The sequence below is a fragment of the Ruegeria sp. C6 genome (genome assembly GCF_056537625.1).
Genome location: NZ_JBQFRW010000001.1, coordinates 884,577 through 905,704, shown reverse-complemented (window position 1 = coordinate 905,704; position 21,128 = coordinate 884,577). Strand labels below are relative to the sequence as shown.

Here is a 21,128-nt window from a genome sequence, read left to right as displayed (position 1 = left end):
TCCGCGTTAGGGCAGAAGAACTGGGTCATTGTTGCCCATACAATAACGGCGAAGCACGGCAGGGTAGAGTTTGTGCTCCCAGGTCAACACGCGGGCGGCGAGCTCCTCAGGCGTGTCCCCTACCCGTACACCCACGCGCGCCTGACCCAGAATCGGCCCGTCATCCAACGCTGCAGTAACTTCGTGAACGGTGCAGCCATGTTCGGCGTCGCCTGCTTCAATGGCGCGGGCATGGGTGTTCAAACCCTTGTACTTAGGCAAAAGCGATGGGTGGATGTTCAGCATCCGGCCCTGGAAACGCGATACAAATTCACCCGTCAATACACGCATGAAACCGGCCAGACAGACAACATCCGGCTGGGCTGCCATAAGCGGTTTAAGCAGTTCTGCCTCAAACGCAGCGCGATCTTTGCCAAAGGGCTTGTGGTCGACGGCTGCGGTCGGAATTCCGCGCTGTGCAGCTTTCTTCAGCCCTCCGGCATTTGCATCGTTCGACAATACCAGACATGGCCGACCGGGATGATCGCCATTCATGCTGTCGACCAGCGACAGCATGTTCGATCCGCCCCCGGAGATCAGGATCGCGACGCGCTTGTGGCTCACAGCAGTTTGCCTGAATAGGCCATACCCGGCGCTGCGGTGACCGTTCCGATGCGCGCAACGGATTCGCCTGCCTCTGCAAGCAGTGTTGTAAGATCATCCGCCTGATCTGCAGCGCAGACAACAATCATGCCGATGCCGCAGTTGAAGGTCTTCAGCATCTCGGATTCGGCGATCCCACCGGTCTCGGCCATCCATTTGAACACAGGCGGCAAGTCCCAAGCATTCAAATCAATCTCGGCCCCGAGCCCTTCGGGCAATACGCGCGGCAGATTTTCGGTGAGGCCGCCGCCGGTGATATGGGCAAGCGCGCGAACGCCGCCAGCCCGGATCGCCTGCAGCGCTGGTTTCACATACAGCCGCGTGGGGGTCAGCAGAGCCTCACCCAATGTTCCGCCACCGAAAGGCGACTCTGCCTCCCAGCCCAGCCCGGACATTTCAACCAGTTTGCGCACCAGCGAATAGCCGTTGGAATGCACCCCGTTCGAAGCCAGCCCCAGCAGGACATCACCCTTTTCAATGCCCTCGGGCAATGCGGTCCCGCGTTCCATGGCGCCAACCGAGAAACCGGCCAGATCGAAATCGCCGTCAGGATACATACCCGGCATTTCGGCGGTTTCACCACCAATCAGGGCGCAGCCAGATTGGACACACCCCTCGGCAATTCCTTCGATAATCCGCGCGGCCGTATCGGTGTCCAGCTTACCGGTGGCAAAATAATCCAGGAAAAACAGCGGCTCAGCGCCTTGGCAGATCAGATCGTTGACGCACATCGCCACCAGATCGATTCCCACGCCATCGACAACGCCAGTATCAATTGCGATCCGCAGCTTGGTGCCCACACCATCGGTTGCGCCCACCAGAACCGGGTCTTTATAGCCAGCCGCTTTCAGGTCGAACAGAGCGCCAAACCCGCCTAGCCCGCTCATCACGCCCGAACGGTTGGTGCGCTTGGCGGCAGGCTTGATCCGATCGACCAGAGCGTTGCCTGCGTCGATATCTACACCTGCGTCGGCATAGGTGATTCCGTTCTTGCCCGCTGTCATGGCCAATCCCTCATGAGTGCTTTGCGCGCGGGTTATTCGATTGTGGGCCATGTTGCAACGGTCAGGCTTGACGCGGGCTGCCATCGTGATAGGCAAAGCCCTCAGGCGGGCCTGTAGCTCAATTGGTTAGAGCAGAGCGCTCATAACGCTTTGGTTGGGGGTTCGAGTCCCTCCGGGCCTACCAATTCACCGTCCAATCACGATATCCGCGCATAATCCGCCCAGCCTTTCGCTGCTGCCTAGGCGCAGAATCCCACCATGTACGCGGGCGATGTCGGCAACAATTGCAAGGCCCAGCCCCACGCCGGTGCCTTGATTCTGGTTCCGCGCCGGATCAAGGCGCGTGAAGGGTTTAACGGCCTCGGTGCGTTGTTCGACCGGGATACCGGGGCCATCATCTTCGACTCGAATGCGCAGCGACTTTGGCGTCATCGACAGGCTCACCTCGGCGCGCGACCCATAGCGATTCGCGTTTCCAATCAGATTCTCTACCGCCCTGCGCATGGCCGAAGGGCGCAACATGGCCGCCCCCTGCCCGTCGACCGAGATCAGTTCGACGTTCTGGCCTGCTCGTTGTGCATCATCAACGATCTGGCTTAGCCAGTTTTCGGGCTCGACCTCCTCGGGAGCGCTTTCGGCAGCACCGCGTGAGAAGTCCAGAAATGCATCCAACAGCGATTGCATCTCGTCCACGTCTTGCAACAATGGCGCGGCCTCATCCTCGGGTAGCATCGACAGCCCCAACTTGAGGCGTGTCAGAGGCGTGCGTAGATCGTGACTGACCCCAGACAACATGAGCGTGCGCTGCTCGATCTGCCGCTCGATTCGGGCGCGCATATCAACAAAGGCATTGCCAGCCGCGCGTACCTCAATCGCACCTCCGGGCGAATACGGCACCACGCGCCCGCGACCAAAAGCCTGCGCTGCATCCGCAAGGCGCGTGATCGGGCGCAACTGATTGCGCATGTAAAGAAATGAGATCGTCGTCATCAGCGCCGCAAAGAACACCATTGTCACGATCAATTGATGCGGCGCGGTCGGCGACAGGCGTCGGCGGTCAAACCCCAACTCAAGCATGCCCAGATTGGTCGCTAGAAAAAGTCGCACATCCTGCCCGTTCGGCAGAGCCACATACTGGGTTTCGGGCAACAAGCTACGCATTTCCGCATCTACTTGGGGGGCAATGAAATCGTACCAGCGACGCGAGCTGCTTTTCGGCTCTTCATTCACTGGCAGAAACCGGGCGGTCATGTTCAAGACCGACAAGTCCTGCCGCGCAGCTGCCAATGCCTGCTGCTGGGTTTCCGCACCCTCCATCACGTCCAGCACCAGTGTCACCTCGCGCGCCGCCGTGCGGGTCATCTGGGCGGTCACTTCTTCAAGATGTTTTTGCAAAAAGGCAATCGCCACCACCAAAAGCACGACAATGACCGGCAGTACCAGAATGAGTGCGGCACGCGCATATAGGCTACGCGGCATATAGGGTTTGAGCCATTGGGTCGACATGCGCTAAACCTAGCGGGCTGCCCGGGCAAGAGGAAGAGGTCAGAATGCAAGCCCCCGACGATTTCAACCCTCTCCCTGGACAGGTTGCCGTGCTCACCCCGGGGCTAAGGCGCATTCTTGCGCCCAATCCCTCGCCAATGACTTATCGTGGTACGAATACCTACCTTCTGGGCGATGAGGACATTGCTGTCATCGACCCTGGGCCATTGAGTGATGCCCATTTGCAAGCCATTGTTGATGCGCTGGAACCCGGGCAGCGGATCAGCCACATATTTGTTACGCACACCCATCTGGATCACTCGCCTTTGGCCGCCCCGCTCGCATCCCGCGCCGGCGCTCCGATTCTGGCTTTTGGTGGTCCGCAAGCTGGACGCAGCGAAGTCATGACCGAGCTGGCCCAGAACGGGCTTGCCGGAGGTGGTGAGGGAATCGATGCCGATTTCCGCCCTGATATCGAGCTTGAAGACGGTGAACGCGTCGCGGCAGAAGGCTGGCAACTCGAAGTGATCCACACACCCGGCCATCTGGGCAACCATGTCGCGTTGGCCTGGGGGGATGTCTGCTTTACGGCTGATCACGTCATGGGCTGGGCCAGCTCTCTGGTCTCGCCCCCGGACGGAGACCTGACGGATTTCATGGCGGCCTGTCGCCGCCTGCGTGCGCGCGAGTGGTCGGTTTTTCATCCGGGCCATGGTGCCCCTATCACGAATCCTGCCAAGCGCCTGGATTGGCTGATAGACCACCGATTGCAGCGGGAATCACAGATACTCGACGCCCTGGAAAATGGCCCAGAAACGGCCCAACAGCTTGCCCAGCGAATCTATATCGAAACCCCCGCCGCGCTGCTTCCCGCGGCCGAGCGTAATGTCTTCGCCCATCTGGTTGATCTGACCGGCAGATCCCGTGTAGCGCCCTTGGGGGATCTGTCAGTTGCGTCTCGTTTCAAGCGCATCGCGTGAATCGGAAAAAATTGACGGCCCGTGCGCTTCCCCTCTGGACGCCGAAAATACGGGTTGTTATACGCCCCTCAGTTCCGGCGTAGCTCAGCGGTAGAGCAGTTGACTGTTAATCAATTGGTCGTAGGTTCGATCCCTACCGCCGGAGCCAAATCACACCAAATTCTTCATAATTAGCTGCGTGAACCACGGCGAAGTTTTTTCGCAGAAAAAACTCCACTACCCCACTGGACGCCGCAATTTGAGGTTGCTATACGGCGCGGACCGTTCCGGCGTAGCTCAGCGGTAGAGCAGTTGACTGTTAATCAATTGGTCGTAGGTTCGATCCCTACCGCCGGAGCCATTCTTCCCAGACTGGCACTTATACCATCAGCGCATCACTGAAATCCGAGCGCAACGTGCGTTTCAGGACCTTTCCGGTCGCGTTAAGGGGCAAGGCGTCGACGAACACGACCTTGTCGGGCACCTGCCATTTGGCGATTTTGCCGTCGAAGAATGCCAACAAATCCTGCTCGGTCGGTTCTTCGCCCTCGGCCTTCACTGCTACTAAAAGCGGGCGTTCGTCCCATTTCGGATGCGGCACGCCCACAACGGCAGCCGTCGCTAGTTGAGGGTGTGCGACCGCGATATTCTCCAACTCGACAGAGCTGATCCATTCACCCCCCGATTTGATGATGTCCTTCGATCGGTCGCGGATGGTCATGTACCCATCCGGGTCCAGTGTGGCAACGTCGCCAGTCGCGAACCAGCCATCCTGCAACAAGGCCTCATCCTGCATGTGGAAGTAGCTGTCCAGCACCCAATGGCCGCGCACCATCAGATCGCCCTGCGTTTCACCGTCATGGGGAAGATCTCTGCCATCATCATCGACGATTTTTAGTTCAACCCCAAAGGGCGGGCGGCCTTGGTTTTCGCGCAGCTTGTGCTGTGCCTCCATGGGCATGTCCAGATGTTTGGCCATCGGATAGTTCGTCGTGCCCAGCGGGCTCATTTCGCTCATGCCCCAGGCGTGGACGGTATCGACGCCATAAGTTTCGCGGAACGTTTCAATCATTGAGGGCGGGCATGCCGCACCACCGATTACAGTACGATTGAGGCTTTTCAACTTGGTCCCGCATGTCGCGGCATGGGCCAGCAGACCTTGCCAAATGGTCGGTACGCCCATCGCCAGCGTGACGCCATATGTGTCGATCAGATTGACCAATGCCTCGCCATGCAATCCCGGCCCCGGCATCACCATTCGCGAACCAGACATAGCGCTGGCATAGGGCGAGCCCCAAGCGTTGACGTGGAACATTGGCACCACCGGCATCACCACATCCATAGCGGAATAGCCGATTACGTCGCGCGTGTTCGACGCGAAGCTGTGCAGAACTGTAGAGCGGTGGGAATAGAGAACGCCTTTGGGGTTCCCAGTGGTACCCGAAGTATAACAGAGGCTGGAGGCAGTGTTTTCATCAAAGCTGGGCCACCCGTAGTCTGTATCGCCGGTTTCAATCAGCTCGTCATAAAAAACCAACCCCGGCACCTGAGACAGCGCAGCCTCGTCCCGCGCACCCATCAGCACATAGTACTGCACCTCGGTCAGATGCTCTTGCAGCGCGGCGACCAAAGGCAGGAAGGTCGCATCGAAGAACAGGACCCGGTCCTGCGCGTGGTTAATGATATAGGTTAGTTGTTCGGGAAACAGACGCGGGTTGATCGTGTGGCAGACAAAGCCCGCGCCGGACACCGCATAGTAGATCTCAAGGTGGCGGCGGTTATTCCAGGCCAGCGTGCCCACGCGATCCTGCGGTTGCAGCCCCAGTTTCTCTAACGCCGAAGCCATCCGTCGGGCGTTCTGCGCGATCCCGGACCAGTTGGTCTCGGTCACGGTTCCGTCGGTTTCGACCGAGATGATCTCGGTCTGCCCGTGATAACGTTCAGCATGTTCAATCAGCGACGAAATCAGCAAAGGCTGCGTCATCATCTGTCCCAGCATGGACATTCCTCCCATCGTCAGCGCTTGGCCGCGCCGTTATGTCTTGGCAACAACCCTGCCAAGAATTCAATTGTCTGACAATAAGAGAGTGCGGCAGGGTGCCGCGTCAACCGCGATGTCGCAATGCGTATCCAACCAGCGCCGAGGTCGAGCCATCTTTGCCATCGGCGCTGACCTCACCGTCCACGATCGGTCCCAGAGACGTTGCCAGTTCCTTGCCCAGCTCAACACCCCACTGATCGAACGAGTTGATGCCAAGCAGCACGCCTTCGACAAACACACGGTGTTCATAAAGCGCAATGATTTGACCCAGCACAAACGGGGTAAGCTGCGGATAGATCAGCGTGGTTGACGGGCGGTCGCCCGAAAACACACGATGGCGTGCCTGACGCTCCAACTCGTCGCCTGTCAGGCCCTTTTCGGCCATGCGTGCGCGTGCAACATCCAGCGACCGACCCCGCATTAGCGCTTCGGACTGGGCCAAGCAATTGGCCAATAGAAGGCGATGATGATGGGCCAGTTCCGGCTCATGCCCGTTTGCAGCCACCATGAATTCGCAGGGGATCACATCGGTGCCCTGATGGATCAACTGATAAAATGCATGCTGCCCATTTGTGCCGGGTTCGCCCCAGACAACCGGACCTGAAGGCATGGTCAGTGCGCTGCCATCCATCGCGACAGATTTACCGTTCGATTCCATCTCAAGCTGTTGGAAATAGGCAGGCAGGCGCAGCAGACGCTGATCATATGGCAGAACTGCGCGGCTGGCATGCCCAAGCACCTGACGATGCCAGACCCCCACAAGCGCCAGCATAACTGGCAGGTTTTCTGCCCATTCGGCGGATTGAAAGTGCAGATCCATCGCCTGACCGCCCCGTAGAAACGCGTCAAACGCGTTCGAGCCAACGGCGATCATCACCGGCAGTCCGACCGGCCCCCAGACCGAGTACCGCCCGCCGACCCAATCCGCGAAGCCAAACACCCGCGACTCGGGAATCCCGAAGGCCTGAGTCTTGTCAACAGCGCTGGAGACCGCTGCGAATTGCCGCGCCGGATCACCACCACCATCGACCATCCAAGCCCGCGCCGTGCGTGCATTGGTCATCGTCTCGATGGTCGTAAAGGTCTTCGAAGCGACAATCACCAGAGTCCGTGTCGGATCAAGCGGGCGCAGCGTATCCGCAATATGCGCACCATCCACGTTTGAGACATAATGCAGCCTTGGCCCGTCGTGATAAGGTGCCAAGGCATGCGTCGCCATCACCGGCCCAAGGTCCGAGCCGCCGATGCCAATGTTGACCACATCCGTAAAGCTGCCCCCTGCCCCTTTGATCGCCCCGCCACGCACTTCTTCGGCAAAGACGCGCATTCGCTGTAAAGTGCCCAGTACGTCCGGCATTACATCCTGACCATCGACCTCGACCGGGCCTCCGTCGAGATTGCGTAGCGCGGTATGCAATACAGCCCGACCTTCGGTTTCGTTGATCTTTTCACCGGAGAACATCGCGGCCCGACGCTCTGCCAATTCGACTTGATCGCAAAGCTGGATCAGTGCCGCGCGGATATCTTCGTCGATTTGTGTCTTCGAATAGTCAAACAGCAGATCTCCGGTCGAAGCAGAGAAACCCTGCGCCCGGTTTGGATCGGCGTCAAACAGATCGAGTATCCGACGGCCCGTCTGTGTGGCTGCGAGTGAGTTCAATTGATCCAGCTGCATCGTGATTACTCCGCCCAATGTACGGTCATGCCGCTGAGCACGGCCGCGATCGGAGCTTCCTCGGGTGGCAGTGACATGGCACGATCCAGGGCACTCCGTTTAGTTTCTCCGAATATGACGAGATGCTTGGACAAAGCGCCGTCCAGAACCGGACCCGTCAGCGTGATACGCGCTTCGGGCTGCACATCGGTCCGCGCTACCGCCAGTGTCGGGGCGTTGTTGTTCAGAGCAGCAGACAAGCCCTGCATCCCCGGAAAGAGCGAGGCGGTATGCATGTCCTCACCCATACCCAGCACCAGAACCGATAGCGGCAGATGCGGGTTAATCAGGCTTTCGATCTCGGGCAAAACCGCCTCAGGCTCATGTTCCGCAACATAGAGCGGCATGTATTGTGCAATGGATGCGCGACTGGTCAGCAACCGTTCCCGGATCAACCTCTCGTTCGAACGCTCGTGATCACCCGGCACGCATCTTTCATCGGTCGGCAGTATGTGCACACGATCCCATTCCAGATCCGCAGCGCACAATCCATCAAAGATCGGCCCCGGTGTGGTTCCGCCCGGAACGGCCAACGAGACAGTATCATGATGTAGCAATGCGGCCTCAAGATCTCCGGCCAATGCATTCGCGACATCAATCGCCAGCATGTCGCGATCGGCGTATTCTTTGATATTCATGGATTTATTCCTTGCCAGCGGCGGTGGTCTCGTTTCATCAGCAGCTCGGCGTCGCCCGGGCCGGTGCTGCCGTTTTCATAGGGTTTGGGAACATCACCGCGCGCCTCCCAGCCCGCGATAATCGGATCGGTCCAGGCCCATGCGGCTTCTACCTCATCACCGCGCATGAACAGCGTTTGGTTGCCGCGAATGACATCCATCACCAGCCGCTCATAAGCGTCAGGTGGGTCCTGGTTTTCAGGCCCAAGCGCTTCGGCAAAGCTCATGTCCAGCGGAACGTCAACCAGACGCATGCCTCCCTGCCCCGGCTCTTTGATTGTCACTTTCAAAGTGATGCCTTCATTGGGCTGCAACCGGATCGACAGAGCATTCGCATGACGCCCGGCCTCTTCGCCAAAAATCGAATGCGGAGCATCCTTGAACATCACATTGATGACCGAGGACCGCGCCACCAGCTCTTTGCCCGTGCGCAGATAGAACGGTGTGCCCGCCCAACGCCAATTGCTGATATGCGCGCGCAATGCGATGTAGCTTTCCGTCGTCGACCTTTGATTGCCGACAACTTCACGATACCCCCGGCCATCGGCACCGCCTGCAAACTGACCTCGTACGATATGGTGCGGCTCAACCGAATCCAACGCGCGTATGACCTTGAGTTTCTCATCGCGCACCGCGTCCGGGTCAAATTTTGCGGGTGGTTCCATCGCGATCAGACACAAAAGCTGCATCAGATGGTTTTGCATCATGTCGCGCATGGCGCCGGCGCGCTCGTAATATTCTTCACGACCGTCAATCCCGACGGTCTCGGCCACAGTGATCTGAATGTGATCGACATACTGGCTGTTCCAAAGCGGTTCGAACAGCATGTTGCCGAACCGAACGGCCATCAGATTCTGAACGGTTTCCTTACCCAGATAATGATCGATCCGATAGATTTGCCCTTCGTCAAAATGCGCCGCCAGTGTCGCATTCAACGCGCGTGCACTTTCCAGATCGTGCCCAAAAGGCTTTTCGACGACGATACGGGTTTGCGGGGTGGCCAGATTGTGCGCCCTGATCTGTTCGGCCAGCGGGCCAAACAATCGGGGGCCTACCGAGAAATAGAAGGCCCTGATACGATCCGCATTCAGCATTTCGGCCAACTGGGCCCAACCATCTTCGGACAATGCGTCAAGCGGGACATACTCCACGCGCTGCAGAAAACCGTTCACAGCCTCCTGATCATTTGCCCGCTTCGGTGCGTGCTGGCGCAACGATTCGGCCACCATCTCGCGAAAGCCATCAACGGTCAGAGCGCCCCGCGCTGCGCCGATGATCCGGGTGGCCTCGGGCCACTGCCCGGCGCAGTAACGCCGAAACAGGGCCGGAACGATCTTGCGCTGTGCCAGATCGCCGGTTCCGCCGAATATGACCAGATCAAATGGGTCAACAGGTATGACACGAGAAACCATGGCTTTTCCTTACCTTGCCGCTTGGGGCATGTCCAATGTTAGCGCAACCAATCAGCAACTTTCTTCCCACATCAAAACTCTGTCAGCGAGGGGTAGATACTCTTAACTAAACCGGCACAAACGGTTAAGTCGGTTTGGCACAAGCACAGAACCGGATGCCGGAATGAAAGACAACGCCCAACAGGCTGCGAATATCGGGAAGTTTCAGAACAGTTTAGTGACAGCAGACGGGCAAACGCGCGCGTCCGTCGCGCTGACTCATCCCGAAACCCTTTGGTTCAACACCGGAACGCTGTGCAACATCGAGTGCGTAAACTGTTATATCGCCAGCAGCCCAACCAACGATGCTCTGGTTTACATCACCGCCGACGAAGTCCGCGACTATCTGGATCAGATCGAACAGCGCCAATGGCCGATCCGCGAGATAGGCTTTACAGGTGGTGAGCCCTTCATGAACCCCGAGATGATCGAGATGACGCGCGTTGCGCTAGAGCGCGGGTACGAAGTTTTGATCCTGACCAATGCAATGCGGCCGATGATGCGCCGCAAAATGCGCGAGGGTTTGCTGGAATTACAGCGCGACTACGCAGAAAAACTGACGCTGCGTGTCTCCGTCGACCACTACCGCCCCGATCTGCATGACGAAGAACGCGGCAAAGGCAGTTTTGCCAAAACCCTGACGGGGATGGAGTGGCTGCGGGATAACGGCTTCAAGATGGCCATCGCCGGGCGCACCGTTTGGGGGGATAGCGACGCTGAAAGCCGCGCGGGGTATGCAGCATTCTTTGCCAAGCACGGCTTTGACATTGATGCACAAAATCCGGGGCAAACCGTATTATTCCCCGAGATGGACGAAACCGTCGAAGTCCCTGAAATTACAACCGCTTGCTGGGGCATCCTGGACAAATCCCCCGATGCGGTGATGTGCGCCAGTTCGCGTATGGTGGTCAAACGCAAAGGCGCCGAACGTCCGGCAGTACTGGCCTGCACGTTGCTGCCCTATTCGCCGGAATTTGAAATGGGCGAGACCCTCGCCGAAGCCGAGGCCGACGTACATCTGAACCACCCGCACTGCGCCAAATTCTGTGTATTGGGCGGCGCGAGCTGTTCGGCCTGAGGGCTAGTTCACCCGGAACTCACCCACCATATTGCGCCATTCCCCCGGCGCGATCATTTTACGGTGCGTGAAGCGGACCGAATGCAGCGGCCCCTCGATCTCTTTCTGCCAGAATTCCACGAATTCGAACAGCTTGGGATGGTCCGGAGCAAGGTCGTAATCCTGCCAGATGAACGTGTTCAGCACGTGAATATAGTCAGGCATGTGGTAGAAGAATTCCGCCGTGGTCAGCCCGTACCCCTTAAGCATGAGTTCAGTTTCACTTTGCGCCATGCAGACCTCCAAACTTGTTACAAGGTCCACTCAGGGTAACACGGAACTCTCCTAATACTTAGATAACAATATGTTACTCTGGTGTTACCGAGCTAATTTGGCCGGGGGACGGTTGCTTGCTTGCACCTTATATGCCGGGTCTGATAAAGTGTATCCACAAGATATAGATCAAGAACAAGACACGGGCAGCCTACGTGAGCGATACGCCAGAAATCCCTGAAAACATGGACGAAACCCCGCCTGATCGCCCCGTTTATGACGGCCCGACGGTCTCCATCGAATCTGAAATGCGCACGTCCTATCTGGACTATGCGATGTCGGTCATCGTCAGCCGCGCGATCCCCGATCTGCGCGACGGGCTGAAGCCGGTGCACCGACGTATCCTCTACGCGATGCACGAAACCGGGAACACCCATGACAAGGCCTACCGCAAGTCGGCCCGTCCGGTGGGCGACGTGATGGGTAAATATCACCCGCACGGCGATAGCGCGATCTATGACGCGTTGGTGCGGATGGCGCAGGATTTCTCGATGTCGCTGCCGCTGCTGGACGGTCAGGGCAACTTTGGCTCGATGGACGGCGATAACCCGGCGGCGATGCGTTACACCGAAGTGCGGATGGACAAGCCCGCCGCGTCCCTTCTGGCTGATATCGAAAAAGAGACGGTCGATTTTCAGGACAACTATGACGGCAAGGACAAAGAGCCGACCGTCCTGCCCGCCCGCTTCCCGAACATGCTGGTCAATGGCGCCGGTGGTATCGCCGTGGGTATGGCGACCAATATCCCGCCGCACAATCTGGGCGAAGTGGTCGACGCCACGCTGGCATTGATCGACGACCCCGATCTGACTTCCGAGCAATTGATCGAATACGTCCCCGGCCCGGATTTCCCGACCGGTGGCGTGATGCTTGGCCGGTCTGGTGCGCGTAAAGCCTATCTGGAAGGCCGTGGCAGCGTCATCATCCGCGCCAAGACCCGCACCGAGGAAATCCGCAAAGACCGTTACGCGATTGTTGTGGACGAGATTCCCTATCAGGTGAACAAGGCCTCGATGATCGAAAAGATCGCCGAGGCGGTGCGTGAGAAACGCATCGAAGGTGTGGCCCATGTGCAGGACGAATCCGACCGGAACGGCGTGCGCGTCGTGGTCGAGCTGAAACGTGATGCAACGCCCGAGGTTGTTCTGAACCAGCTGTTCCGCTTCTCGCCGATGCAAACCTCGTTCGGCTGCAACATGTTGGCTCTGAACGGTGGTCGGCCTGAACAGCTGACCCTTCGCCGGTTCCTGACCTCGTTCATCGACTTCCGCGAAGACGTTGTTGCCCGCCGCACCGCGTACGATCTGCGCAAAGCACGCGAGCGTAGCCATATCCTGTGTGGTCTGGCTGTTGCGGTTTCGAACGTGGACGAAGTAGTCGCCACGATCCGCTCGTCCGCTGATGCCGCAGAGGCGCGTGAAAAGCTGATGACTCGCCGTTGGCCTGCATCTGATATCGAAGGCTATCTGCGCCTGATCGACGATCCTCTGTCCAAGATGAATGACGACGGGACCTATAACCTGACCGAGGTTCAGGCCCGCGCCATCCTCGAGTTGCGCCTGCAACGCCTGACCCAACTGGGCGTCAAAGAGGTCACGGACGAGCTTGAAGAACTGGCCGCCAAGATCAAGGAATACCTGGATATTCTGTCCTCGCGCGAGCGTATCATGGGCATCATCGCCGATGAGCTGCGCAGCGTCCGCGAGCAGTTCGCCGTTCCCCGCCGCACCGAGATCGTCGACTGGTCCGGCGACATGGAAGACGAAGACCTGATCGAGCGGGAAGACATGGTCGTGACCGTTACCTCGGGCGGCTATATTAAGCGCACCCCGCTGGCCGATTTCCGGGCTCAGAAACGCGGCGGGAAAGGCCTGTCGGGAATGCAGACCAAAGAAGAGGACGTGGTCACCAACCTCTTCGTGGCGAACACGCATACTCAGCTGCTGTTCTTCACCACCGAAGGCATGGTCTACAAACTTAAGACCTGGCGTCTGCCGCAATCCAGCCGGACCGGTAAGGGCAAAGCGATCGTCAACATCCTGCCGATCCCGACCGGAGTTTCCATCGCGGCGATCATGCCCGTGGATGTGCCGGATGAAGAGTGGGAGAACCTGCAAATCGTCTTCGCCACCAGCGCGGGTGACGTGCGTCGCAATCGTCTGTCAGATTTCACGAACGTCCGCCGCAATGGCAAGATCGCGATGAAACTGCCCGAGGATGTGGAACTGGTAAACGCTCGCATCTGTTCAGAAGATGAAGACGTGATGCTGGTCACCAATTCGGGCCGTGCGATCCGCTTCCGGACCACTGATGTACGTGTCTTCAACTCACGCGAATCTACCGGTGTGCGCGGCATCAGGCTGAGCAATGGCGACCGTGTCGTCTCGATGTCCGTAATTCGCCATTTCGAGGCCGACCCGGACGAGCGCGCCGCCTACCTCAAGATGCGCCGCGCAGTCGCGGGCATTGCGGATGACGGCGAAACGGACGAGGACGAAGCCGCGCCTGGCAGTATCACGCAGGAACGCTATGCCGAGATGTCGGCAGCCGAGAACCTGATCTTGACCATCACGTCGGGCGGCGCGGGCAAGCTGAGCTCCAGTCACGACTACCCTGTCCGCGGTCGCGGTGGCATGGGTGTGGCGGCGATGGACAAAGCCATGCGCGGTGGCGAACTGGTTGCCTCCTTCCCCGTAGAAATCGACGATCAGATCATGCTGGCTACCTCGAAAGGCCAATCGATCCGGGTGCCGGTCGAGGGCATCTCGTTCCGCTCCCGCAGCGCGGGTGGTGTGCGTGTATTCAACACCGGCAAAGGCGAGGAAGTCGTCAGTGTGGCCTGGATCGCCGACCAGGGTGACGAAGAAGCCGAGGAATAACAAAGCACTACAGAAGTGTAACAAAACGCCCGTATTGCGGGCGTTTTTGTTACTCAGGGTCACGTTCCTGCCAACGGCACGAGGGTGGGCTTGCCCCAGCAGACCCGGCACGCCTAGCATTTCGATATGTGGTCATTCGCCCATATCCGACCTGCCTATAGCCGTGCTGAGCGAATAAGTGACGGTGTTGTTCATGTGCTGGGTGTTTCTTCGGCGGTGATCGCAGCGCCTATACTGATCATCATGACAGTCTTCTATCGGTCAGACCCGGCGGCGGTGTTGGGCGCCTCGATCTATGGAATAACTCTGGTTTTGATGCTGACGTTCTCGGCGCTCTACAACATGATCGAGCATGATGAGTGGGCAGAGTTTCTGCGCCGCCTTGATCACTCGGGTATCTACGTGAAGATCGCAGGAACTTATACGCCGTTCCTGCTGCTCTCGGCTTCGCAACCTCCGGGGCTTTTGCTGGGGCTGTGGTCTTCTGCGACGCTGGGCTCTGTTCTGAAGATGATCGACCCGAACCGCTTCCGCTGGTTCGGGCTGGCGCTGTATCTTCTGATGGGATGGGCCGCGGTTTGGGCCGGACAATCCATGTTGGCCGAACTTTTACCCCTTACCCTTAATTTGATGATCGCCGGAGGCCTCATCTATACCGCAGGCGTGGTATTCTACCTTCTGGACTGGCTACCCTACCACAACACCATCTGGCACGTATTTGTATTGGCAGGAAGCGGCCTTTTCTTCGCCGCTGTTGCCTTGCGTATCGAAATGGTACCGTCAGGACCAGTGTAACGCCGGAGCGCCACGAACACGCCTCAAAGCCCGTACAACGCCCCGAACTTCTGCTCCAGATAAGCCAACAGCGGCTCCGGCCCTGGTTCCACCCCACTGGCGCGCTGAATGATTTCGCGGGGCGCGTACAGTCCTCCATGCTGCTGCACATGCTCTCGAAGCCAACCGGTCGCCCCGGAAGTATCGCCAGCTGCCAACTGCCCCTCAAGTCCGGGAATTGCCGCGCGCAGTGTTTGATACAGGCATCCCGCATAGACATTACCCAGCGAATAGGTCGGGAAATAGCCAAACAGGCCAACCGACCAGTGTACGTCCTGCAAACACCCGTTCGAGGGCTTGTCGACCGCATAACCAAAATCTGCTTTGAAGCGGTTGTTCCAAGCGGCTTCAAGGTCGCCGACCTGCAAGTCACCGGCCATCAGTGCGCGTTCCAAATCAAACCGTAGCATGATGTGCAGATTGTACTGCACCTCATCCGCCTCGGTCCGGATATAGCCGTTGTGGACGCGGTTGACGGTGGCATAGAACGCATCCGCATCGGCGATGCCAAAATCACCGAACGCCTCTTTCATCTGGTCAAACAGCCATCCGGTAAAGGCGCGCGAGCGGCCCAGCTGGTTTTCGTAAATCCGGCTTTGGCTTTCATGCACACCCATCGACACACCACGTCCTAGCGGGGTCAGCAGGTAATCGCGGTCGATGCCCTGCTCATAGGCGGCGTGTCCAACCTCGTGAATGGTCGAGTAAAAGCAGTTGAACGGATCGGTCTCGCTGGTGCGGGTGGTGATCCGAACGTCCAGCCCGCTGCCCGAGCTGAACGGATGCACCGCTTTGTCGACGCGGCCATTGTTCAGGTCATAGCCGAATGTCGTGGCCAGTTTCTGCGTCAGGCGCATCTGGGTCAGTTCGTCAAAGTTGCCGGTCAGCGCGACAGGTTCCGGGCGATCCAGAACGGCGGCGCGAAGAGCCACAAGACGTGGGCGCATTTCGTCAAAGATCGCGGCGATCTGAGCGCCGGTTGTGTAGGGCTCGTAATCCTCAACCATCGCATCATAAACGTCGCCACCCTGTGCCAGCGCTTCACCTTCTTGCCGTTTCAGCGAGACAACTTCTTCCAGAACCGGCAGGAAGGCTGAGACATCTTCGTCCGCTCGCGCCTGGGCCCATGTGCCCTGCGCGGCGGATGTCACGCGTGCAATCGCCGTCGCCAGATCGGCGGGCACCTTCACCGCGCGGTCATAGGCGCGGCGTATCTCACGCAGTTGTGCCTTGCCGACCTCATCTTGCGGTGCGGCCTGCTCCAACCATTCGGCAACCCGAGGGTCAGAGCGGCGAGCATGCAATACAGCCTCGATCGCTGCCATTTCCTCGGCCCGTTGCGGCGCGGCACCACGCGGCATCACCGTTTCCTGGTCCCAGCCGAGCCTACCGGCAATCTGGCCCAGGGCCGAGGTTTCGCGCTGAAAGGCCATCAGGTCATTGTATGCTGTCATGGGATCATGCTCCGCGCACAGATGTTGCGATAGGGTAAGCTGTCAGGAAGCGGGCGCGCAGGATCAGGGTCCAGACGACCACGGCCATGAACTGGTGGAAAATGGCGATCTGCCAAGGTGCCGCATAGACGACTGTGATGATGCCCACGACCACTTGCAGTGACAAAGCTGCGAACATGGCGTTGAAGGCAAAGCGGGTCTGTGGGTGCGCGCTGCTGCCACCGCGCCGCCAGACTATGATGGCGAAAATAAAGAGCAGATAGCCGACGCAACGGTGGATAAACTGCACCAGACCGGGACTTTCAAAGAAGTTACGCCACATCGGTTCCAGCATGGTCGCATCGGGCGGCAGCAACTGACCGCCAATCAGGGGCCAGTCAGTGTAGGACCTCCCCGCGTCGATCCCGGCCACCAGCGCACCGATGAGGATTTGCAGGAAGGTGAAGTGCAGCAGTCCGGTCGATATCGAGAAAAGCTTAGCCTCTTTCGCGCGGCGGGCCTGCATCAGGTCGCGTTCGTCACGGCCAAGTTCAAAGATGTACCAGGCAAGAAAGCCGAGGATCACGAAGGCCAAGCCAAGATGCGTTGCCAGACGATAGCTGGCAACGGCGGTCATGCCTTCACCCTGTGTGACGCCCGAGGCGACCATCCACCAGCCTACAGCACCCTGAACACCGCCAAGCAGGCCGGGGATCAGCAGCTTACCAGCCCATCCTGTCGGAATCTTGCGGGTCACAAGGAAACCGATAAATCCAACGGCCCAAACCAATCCTATCACGCGGCCCAACTGGCGATGGCCCCATTCCCACCAATAGATGGTTTTGAAATCATCCAGCTCCATCCATTGGTTCTGAATGCGCCACTGGTCAATCTGCTTGTATTTGTCGAATTCGGCTTGCCAGTCGGCGGCGTTCATCGGTGGGATCGCACCCGTAATAGGTCGCCATTCGGTGATCGATAGTCCACTGTCGGTCAGCCGCGTGAGCCCGCCCACGGCAATCATGATCACGACCAGCGCGAACAGGATCATCAGCCAAACCCGGATCGCGGCCCGCGCACCGCCACGCCCCCGGTCGATCATACCGGGTTGGACGGCCTGTTGTTTTTCGCTGTCCGAGACCTCTTCGAAGATGCTGCGCTTACCGCTCATGCTGTCCTCATGTCCTGATTTCGTCGCAAGCTATGGTTTGGCGGAAGATAGGTCCAGCCTCAGCTTTTGTCTTTCCAGCGGACCATCTGCCGCATGATCCCGTGAAGCATCTGTACATCGGCCCGTGTCATCCGCATCCGCGACCACAGATTGCGCAGGTTCACCTTCATTCCTTCGGCTTTTTCCGGCGGATAAAAGAACCCGGCCTGTTCCAGACGGTCCTCATAATGCTCGACCAACTTTTCAACCTCGATCCCGGTCGCCCAATCGCCCTTGCCCAGATCAGTTGCCTCATGCACGACATCCCCGGTCTGGCGCATCCATTCATAGGCGGTCAGCAGAACGCACTGCCCGAGGTTCAACGACGCATATTCCGGATTCACTGGCACCGAGATAATCGCATTGGCCTTGGCAATATCTTCGTTTTCAAGCCCTGCCCGTTCCGGGCCAAACAGAACAGCGACCTTTTCGCCCGCCGCCACTTTCTGCGATGCAAGCTGCATTGCGCGCTCCGGGCTATAGACAGGCTTGGTCAACCCACGTTGCCGCGCTGTGGTGGCGAAGACAAAGGTGGTGTCCTCCAGCGCGCCCGCCAGATCGTCGAACAACTGCGCCTCATCCAAAAGCCGCCCGGCCCCGCTGGACATCGCCACCGCCTTGGGGTTGGGCCAGCCGTCGCGCGGTGCCACGATCCGCATCCGATCCAGCCCAAAGTTCCACATCGCCCGCGCGGCAGCACCGATGTTCTCACCCATCTGAGGGCGCACCAGAACAAAAGACGGCTGTGATGTATCGCTGGGCATGGCTAACTCCGAAAAACTCCGCTTGCTCTAATGGCCGCATGGGTCGAGGGCAAGTCGGCCCGGCGTCTTCTGTTCGCAAAAGGGTACGTAGCCGGCATAAAAGTTTGCTTCCCGCGCGCAATCCGCTAAACCGCGCGAAAGATGACAAACCCGAAGGACGCGCCATGGACACCCCCGAGCAGCCGCAGATTTACCTGATCACGCCTCCGACCATCGCGCTGAGTACATTCCCTGATCAATTGGGCCACGTATTGGACGGGTCTGAAATTGCATGTATCCGCCTCGCCTTGGCTGGAAGCGACGAAGATACCATCGCGCGCGCCGCCGATGCTTGCCGCGAAGTTGCGCATGCGCGCGATGTAGCCATCGTGATTTCCAACCATGTATTGCTGGCGCAGCGGTTGGGTCTGGACGGGGTGCATCTGGATGACGGCGCGCGGTCTGTCAGGGCAGCCCGCAAGGAGCTGGGCACGGATGCGATTGTCGGCAGTTTTTGCGGGTCTTCCAGTCATGACGGGATGACTGCTGGTGAAAGTGGCGCGGATTACGTGGCCTTTGGCCCGGTTGGTTCAGCCACGCTGGGCGATGGTACTCAGGCCGAAAAGGACCTGTTCCAATGGTGGTCCGAAATGATCGAGGTTCCCGTCGTGGCCGAGGGCGGCCTGACGTCTGATCTGATCCGAGACCTCACCCCCTGCACCGATTTCTTCGGCATCGGAGAGGAAATCTGGTCGCAAGATAACCCGTTGGAGGCGCTGAACTCTCTGATTGCCGCAATGCGCTGAGGGATGCGAGCGTTAACCCTTGCACCCGCGTCGGGGCTGCGGCATGACACAAGGCATGAACAAGAACAGCGAAATTTTGTGCATCGGCTCGGTCCTTTGGGACGTGATCGGACGCTCGGCCAGCGCCATGCGACAGGGCTCGGATGTACCCGGCCGCATTACTCGCCTGCCGGGTGGCGTCGCCATGAACATCGCCATGACGCTGGTGCGGTTCGGAATGACCCCGACTTTGCTGACCGCAATTGGCCGCGACGCTGAAGGGGATGAACTGGTCCGGTCCTGCGCGCGTTTGGGGATGGTCACCGATCACATCTATCGCTCGCAAGACCTGCCAACCGACAGATATATGGCGGTTGAAGGAGCCAACGGGCTGATCGCCGCCATTGCCGATGCGCATTCGCTTGAAGCTGCCGGAGCCAAAATCCTGCACCCCCTGATGCACGGGCCACTGGGCTACGAGAATACCCCATTTGAAGGACCTATCGCGCTGGACGGCAACCTGACGCTGACCTTGTTGGAAGAGATCGCCCAAAGCCCCGCCTTCGCTAAAGCCGACCTGCGCGTCGCCCCGGCCTCGCCCGGCAAGGCAGAACGGCTGCTGCCCTTCCTCAAACACGCCCGTGCAACGCTCTATGTGAATCTCGAAGAGGCCGGACTGCTTTGCCAGCGCGAGTTCACCGATTCCGAGAGCGCCGCCAAAGGCCTGCTGGACCGTGGCGCGTTGCGGGTTCTTGTGACCGATGGCGGCAACTCGGCCACCGTCGGGGATGCTGATGCTGTCTTGACCCAAACACCCCCTTCCGTTCTGGTCACCCGCGTGACCGGCGCGGGTGACACTTTCATGGCCGCCCATATCGCGGCCGAGGCGAATGGTGCCGACAGCGACGCGGCACTCAGCCGCGCGCTGCGCGCCGCTGCAACCTATGTTTCCGGAGAAACCCCACTGTGATCACCATTCATTATTCTGCAGAGGTCCGCGCCGCCAAGGATGCGGGCCAACCGATCGTGGCATTGGAAAGCACCATCATCACCCATGGCATGCCCTACCCCCAGAACATCGAGGTCGCGGCACAGGTTGAACAAGACATCCGCGATGCGGGCGCCGTTCCAGCAACGATTGCCGTTATTGACGGAGTTTTGCACGTCGGCCTCGAAGCCGACCAGCTGAGCGCACTGGGTCAGGCGCAAGGCGTCGCCAAACTGTCACGCGCTGACATGGCCGCCTGCCTCGCCACAGGCGGCACCGGGGCCACCACCGTCGCCGCAACAATGATCGCCGCACATTATGCAGGCATCGAGGTCTTCGCCACCGGAGGCATCGGTGGGGTGCATCAGGGGGCCGAAACCTCCTTCGACATCTCCGCTGACCTGCACGAGCTCGCGCAGACCCCGGTGACTGTGGTCGCGGCCGGGGCCAAAGCCATCCTCGACCTCGCCAAAACACTTGAAGTTCTGGAAACGCTCGGCGTCCCCGTCATCGCCCACGGACAGGACGAGTTCCCGGCCTTCTGGTCCGCAAAATCACCCTTGGCAGCCCCGCTGCGCATGGATGATGCCGCTGACATATCAAAAGCCCACGCAGCACGGCGTGCGTTGGGGCTGCCGGGTGGTCAGTTGGTCGCTAACCCGATCCCGCAAGCCGACCAGATCCCGTCCGAGGAGCTGGCCCCGATCATCGCGTCCGCACAGGCCGATGCAGAAACTCACCGGATCACAGGTAAAGGCGTCACACCTTATCTGCTACAGCGTATCTATGAACAGACCGAAGGCCGTTCGCTTACCGCCAACATCGCTTTGGTACGCAACAACGCCCGACTGGCAGCGGTCATCGCGCGTGCGCTAACGGAATCAGCCCACTGA

General features: G+C 59.1%; 18 protein-coding genes and 3 tRNA genes. 10 read left to right on the top strand and 11 right to left on the bottom strand.

From position 1 onward, the window contains the following. Positions 1-6: 6 nt before the first annotated feature. Positions 7-603, bottom strand: coding sequence for a phosphoribosylglycinamide formyltransferase (gene purN / locus ACR0MJ_RS04475; protein ID WP_480759467.1), 597 nt, complete (start codon positions 601-603; stop codon positions 7-9). Continuing rightward, complete coding sequence (purM, locus tag ACR0MJ_RS04470) at positions 600-1,646, bottom strand: phosphoribosylformylglycinamidine cyclo-ligase (RefSeq protein WP_480759465.1); 1,047 nt, start codon at positions 1,644-1,646, stop codon at positions 600-602. Before purM ends, purN begins: the two co-directional genes overlap by 4 nt. Positions 1,647-1,753: 107 nt before the next feature. Here purM and ACR0MJ_RS04465 point away from each other — a divergent pair. After that, positions 1,754-1,830: transfer RNA gene (locus ACR0MJ_RS04465), tRNA-Ile, on the top strand. 2 nt (positions 1,831-1,832) lie between these two features. Here the strand turns inward: ACR0MJ_RS04465 and ACR0MJ_RS04460 are convergent. Beyond that, a complete protein-coding gene (locus ACR0MJ_RS04460) occupies positions 1,833-3,152 on the bottom strand; it encodes an ATP-binding protein (RefSeq protein WP_480759462.1) in 1,320 nt (439 codons plus the stop codon). A gap of 44 nt (positions 3,153-3,196) precedes the next feature. Here ACR0MJ_RS04460 and ACR0MJ_RS04455 point away from each other — a divergent pair, with 44 nt between their 5' ends. From ACR0MJ_RS04455 to ACR0MJ_RS04445, 3 genes are all read left to right on the top strand, one after another. Beyond that, on the top strand, positions 3,197-4,111 hold the full coding sequence (locus ACR0MJ_RS04455) for an MBL fold metallo-hydrolase (RefSeq protein ID WP_480759457.1): 915 nt from the start codon (positions 3,197-3,199) through the stop codon (positions 4,109-4,111). Positions 4,112-4,184: 73 nt separating this feature from the next. Next, a tRNA-Asn gene (locus ACR0MJ_RS04450) sits at positions 4,185-4,259 on the top strand. Positions 4,260-4,376: 117 nt separating this feature from the next. Further along, positions 4,377-4,451 (top strand) — tRNA-Asn (locus tag ACR0MJ_RS04445). A gap of 18 nt (positions 4,452-4,469) precedes the next feature. On the opposite strand, the gene ACR0MJ_RS04440 is transcribed toward ACR0MJ_RS04445, so the two are convergent. The 4 genes from ACR0MJ_RS04440 to zwf all read right to left on the bottom strand — a co-directional run bounded on the left by ACR0MJ_RS04440 (position 4,470) and on the right by zwf (position 9,934). Further along, positions 4,470-6,089: a long-chain-fatty-acid--CoA ligase gene (locus ACR0MJ_RS04440; protein WP_480590851.1), complete on the bottom strand. Its 1,620-nt coding sequence runs from the start codon at positions 6,087-6,089 to the stop codon at positions 4,470-4,472. A 106-nt stretch (positions 6,090-6,195) separates the two neighbouring features. Next, positions 6,196-7,806, bottom strand: coding sequence for a glucose-6-phosphate isomerase (gene pgi, locus ACR0MJ_RS04435; protein ID WP_170406019.1), 1,611 nt, complete (start codon positions 7,804-7,806; stop codon positions 6,196-6,198). A gap of 5 nt (positions 7,807-7,811) precedes the next feature. Continuing rightward, positions 7,812-8,483 carry a 6-phosphogluconolactonase gene (pgl, locus tag ACR0MJ_RS04430; RefSeq protein ID WP_480759450.1) on the bottom strand — a complete coding sequence of 224 codons (672 nt, stop codon included), beginning with the start codon at positions 8,481-8,483 and terminating at the stop codon, positions 7,812-7,814. After that, positions 8,480-9,934, bottom strand: a complete 1,455-nt coding sequence (gene zwf, locus ACR0MJ_RS04425; RefSeq protein ID WP_170732317.1) for a glucose-6-phosphate dehydrogenase — start codon at positions 9,932-9,934, stop codon at positions 8,480-8,482. The genes pgl and zwf overlap by 4 nt, the downstream gene beginning before the upstream one ends. Positions 9,935-10,097: 163 nt before the next feature. Between zwf and ACR0MJ_RS04420 the strand changes: the two genes are divergently transcribed. After that, positions 10,098-11,051: a radical SAM protein gene (locus ACR0MJ_RS04420; RefSeq protein WP_480759447.1), complete on the top strand. Its 954-nt coding sequence runs from the start codon at positions 10,098-10,100 to the stop codon at positions 11,049-11,051. A 3-nt stretch (positions 11,052-11,054) separates the two neighbouring features. Here ACR0MJ_RS04420 and ACR0MJ_RS04415 read toward each other — a convergent pair whose 3' ends face one another. Then, a complete protein-coding gene (locus ACR0MJ_RS04415; protein ID WP_039535770.1) occupies positions 11,055-11,324 on the bottom strand; it encodes an usg protein in 270 nt (89 codons plus the stop codon). Between the two features lie 194 nt (positions 11,325-11,518). On the opposite strand from ACR0MJ_RS04415, the gene gyrA reads away from it, so the two are divergent. Both gyrA and trhA read left to right on the top strand, forming a co-directional pair. Next, positions 11,519-14,242, top strand: coding sequence for a DNA gyrase subunit A (gene gyrA, locus ACR0MJ_RS04410; protein WP_480759445.1), 2,724 nt, complete (start codon positions 11,519-11,521; stop codon positions 14,240-14,242). 126 nt (positions 14,243-14,368) lie between these two features. Beyond that, entirely contained in the window at positions 14,369-15,037 is a 669-nt protein-coding gene (gene trhA, locus ACR0MJ_RS04405) for a PAQR family membrane homeostasis protein TrhA (protein WP_480759441.1), read from the top strand. 23 nt (positions 15,038-15,060) lie between these two features. Here the strand turns inward: trhA and ACR0MJ_RS04400 are convergent, their stop codons facing one another. From ACR0MJ_RS04400 to ACR0MJ_RS04390, 3 genes are read right to left on the bottom strand one after another with little or no spacing between them, the layout of a single operon-like run. After that, a complete protein-coding gene (locus ACR0MJ_RS04400; RefSeq protein ID WP_170662680.1) occupies positions 15,061-16,530 on the bottom strand; it encodes a carboxypeptidase M32 in 1,470 nt (489 codons plus the stop codon). A 4-nt stretch (positions 16,531-16,534) separates the two neighbouring features. Beyond that, on the bottom strand, positions 16,535-17,680 hold the full coding sequence (gene ctaA, locus ACR0MJ_RS04395) for a heme A synthase (protein WP_480736085.1): 1,146 nt from the start codon (positions 17,678-17,680) through the stop codon (positions 16,535-16,537). A 59-nt stretch (positions 17,681-17,739) separates the two neighbouring features. Next, positions 17,740-18,483 carry an RNA methyltransferase gene (locus ACR0MJ_RS04390; protein WP_170396917.1) on the bottom strand — a complete coding sequence of 248 codons (744 nt, stop codon included), beginning with the start codon at positions 18,481-18,483 and terminating at the stop codon, positions 17,740-17,742. A gap of 164 nt (positions 18,484-18,647) precedes the next feature. On the opposite strand from ACR0MJ_RS04390, the gene ACR0MJ_RS04385 reads away from it, so the two are divergent. Genes ACR0MJ_RS04385 through ACR0MJ_RS04375 form a run of 3 tightly spaced genes read left to right on the top strand, consistent with a single transcriptional unit; the run spans position 18,648 to position 21,128 of the window. Further along, a complete protein-coding gene (locus ACR0MJ_RS04385; RefSeq protein ID WP_480704952.1) occupies positions 18,648-19,268 on the top strand; it encodes a thiamine phosphate synthase in 621 nt (206 codons plus the stop codon). Between the two features lie 55 nt (positions 19,269-19,323). Further along, on the top strand, positions 19,324-20,217 hold the full coding sequence (locus ACR0MJ_RS04380; RefSeq protein ID WP_170406044.1) for a PfkB family carbohydrate kinase: 894 nt from the start codon (positions 19,324-19,326) through the stop codon (positions 20,215-20,217). Further along, positions 20,214-21,128: a pseudouridine-5'-phosphate glycosidase gene (locus ACR0MJ_RS04375; RefSeq protein ID WP_480759437.1), complete on the top strand. Its 915-nt coding sequence runs from the start codon at positions 20,214-20,216 to the stop codon at positions 21,126-21,128. The genes ACR0MJ_RS04380 and ACR0MJ_RS04375 overlap by 4 nt, the downstream gene beginning before the upstream one ends.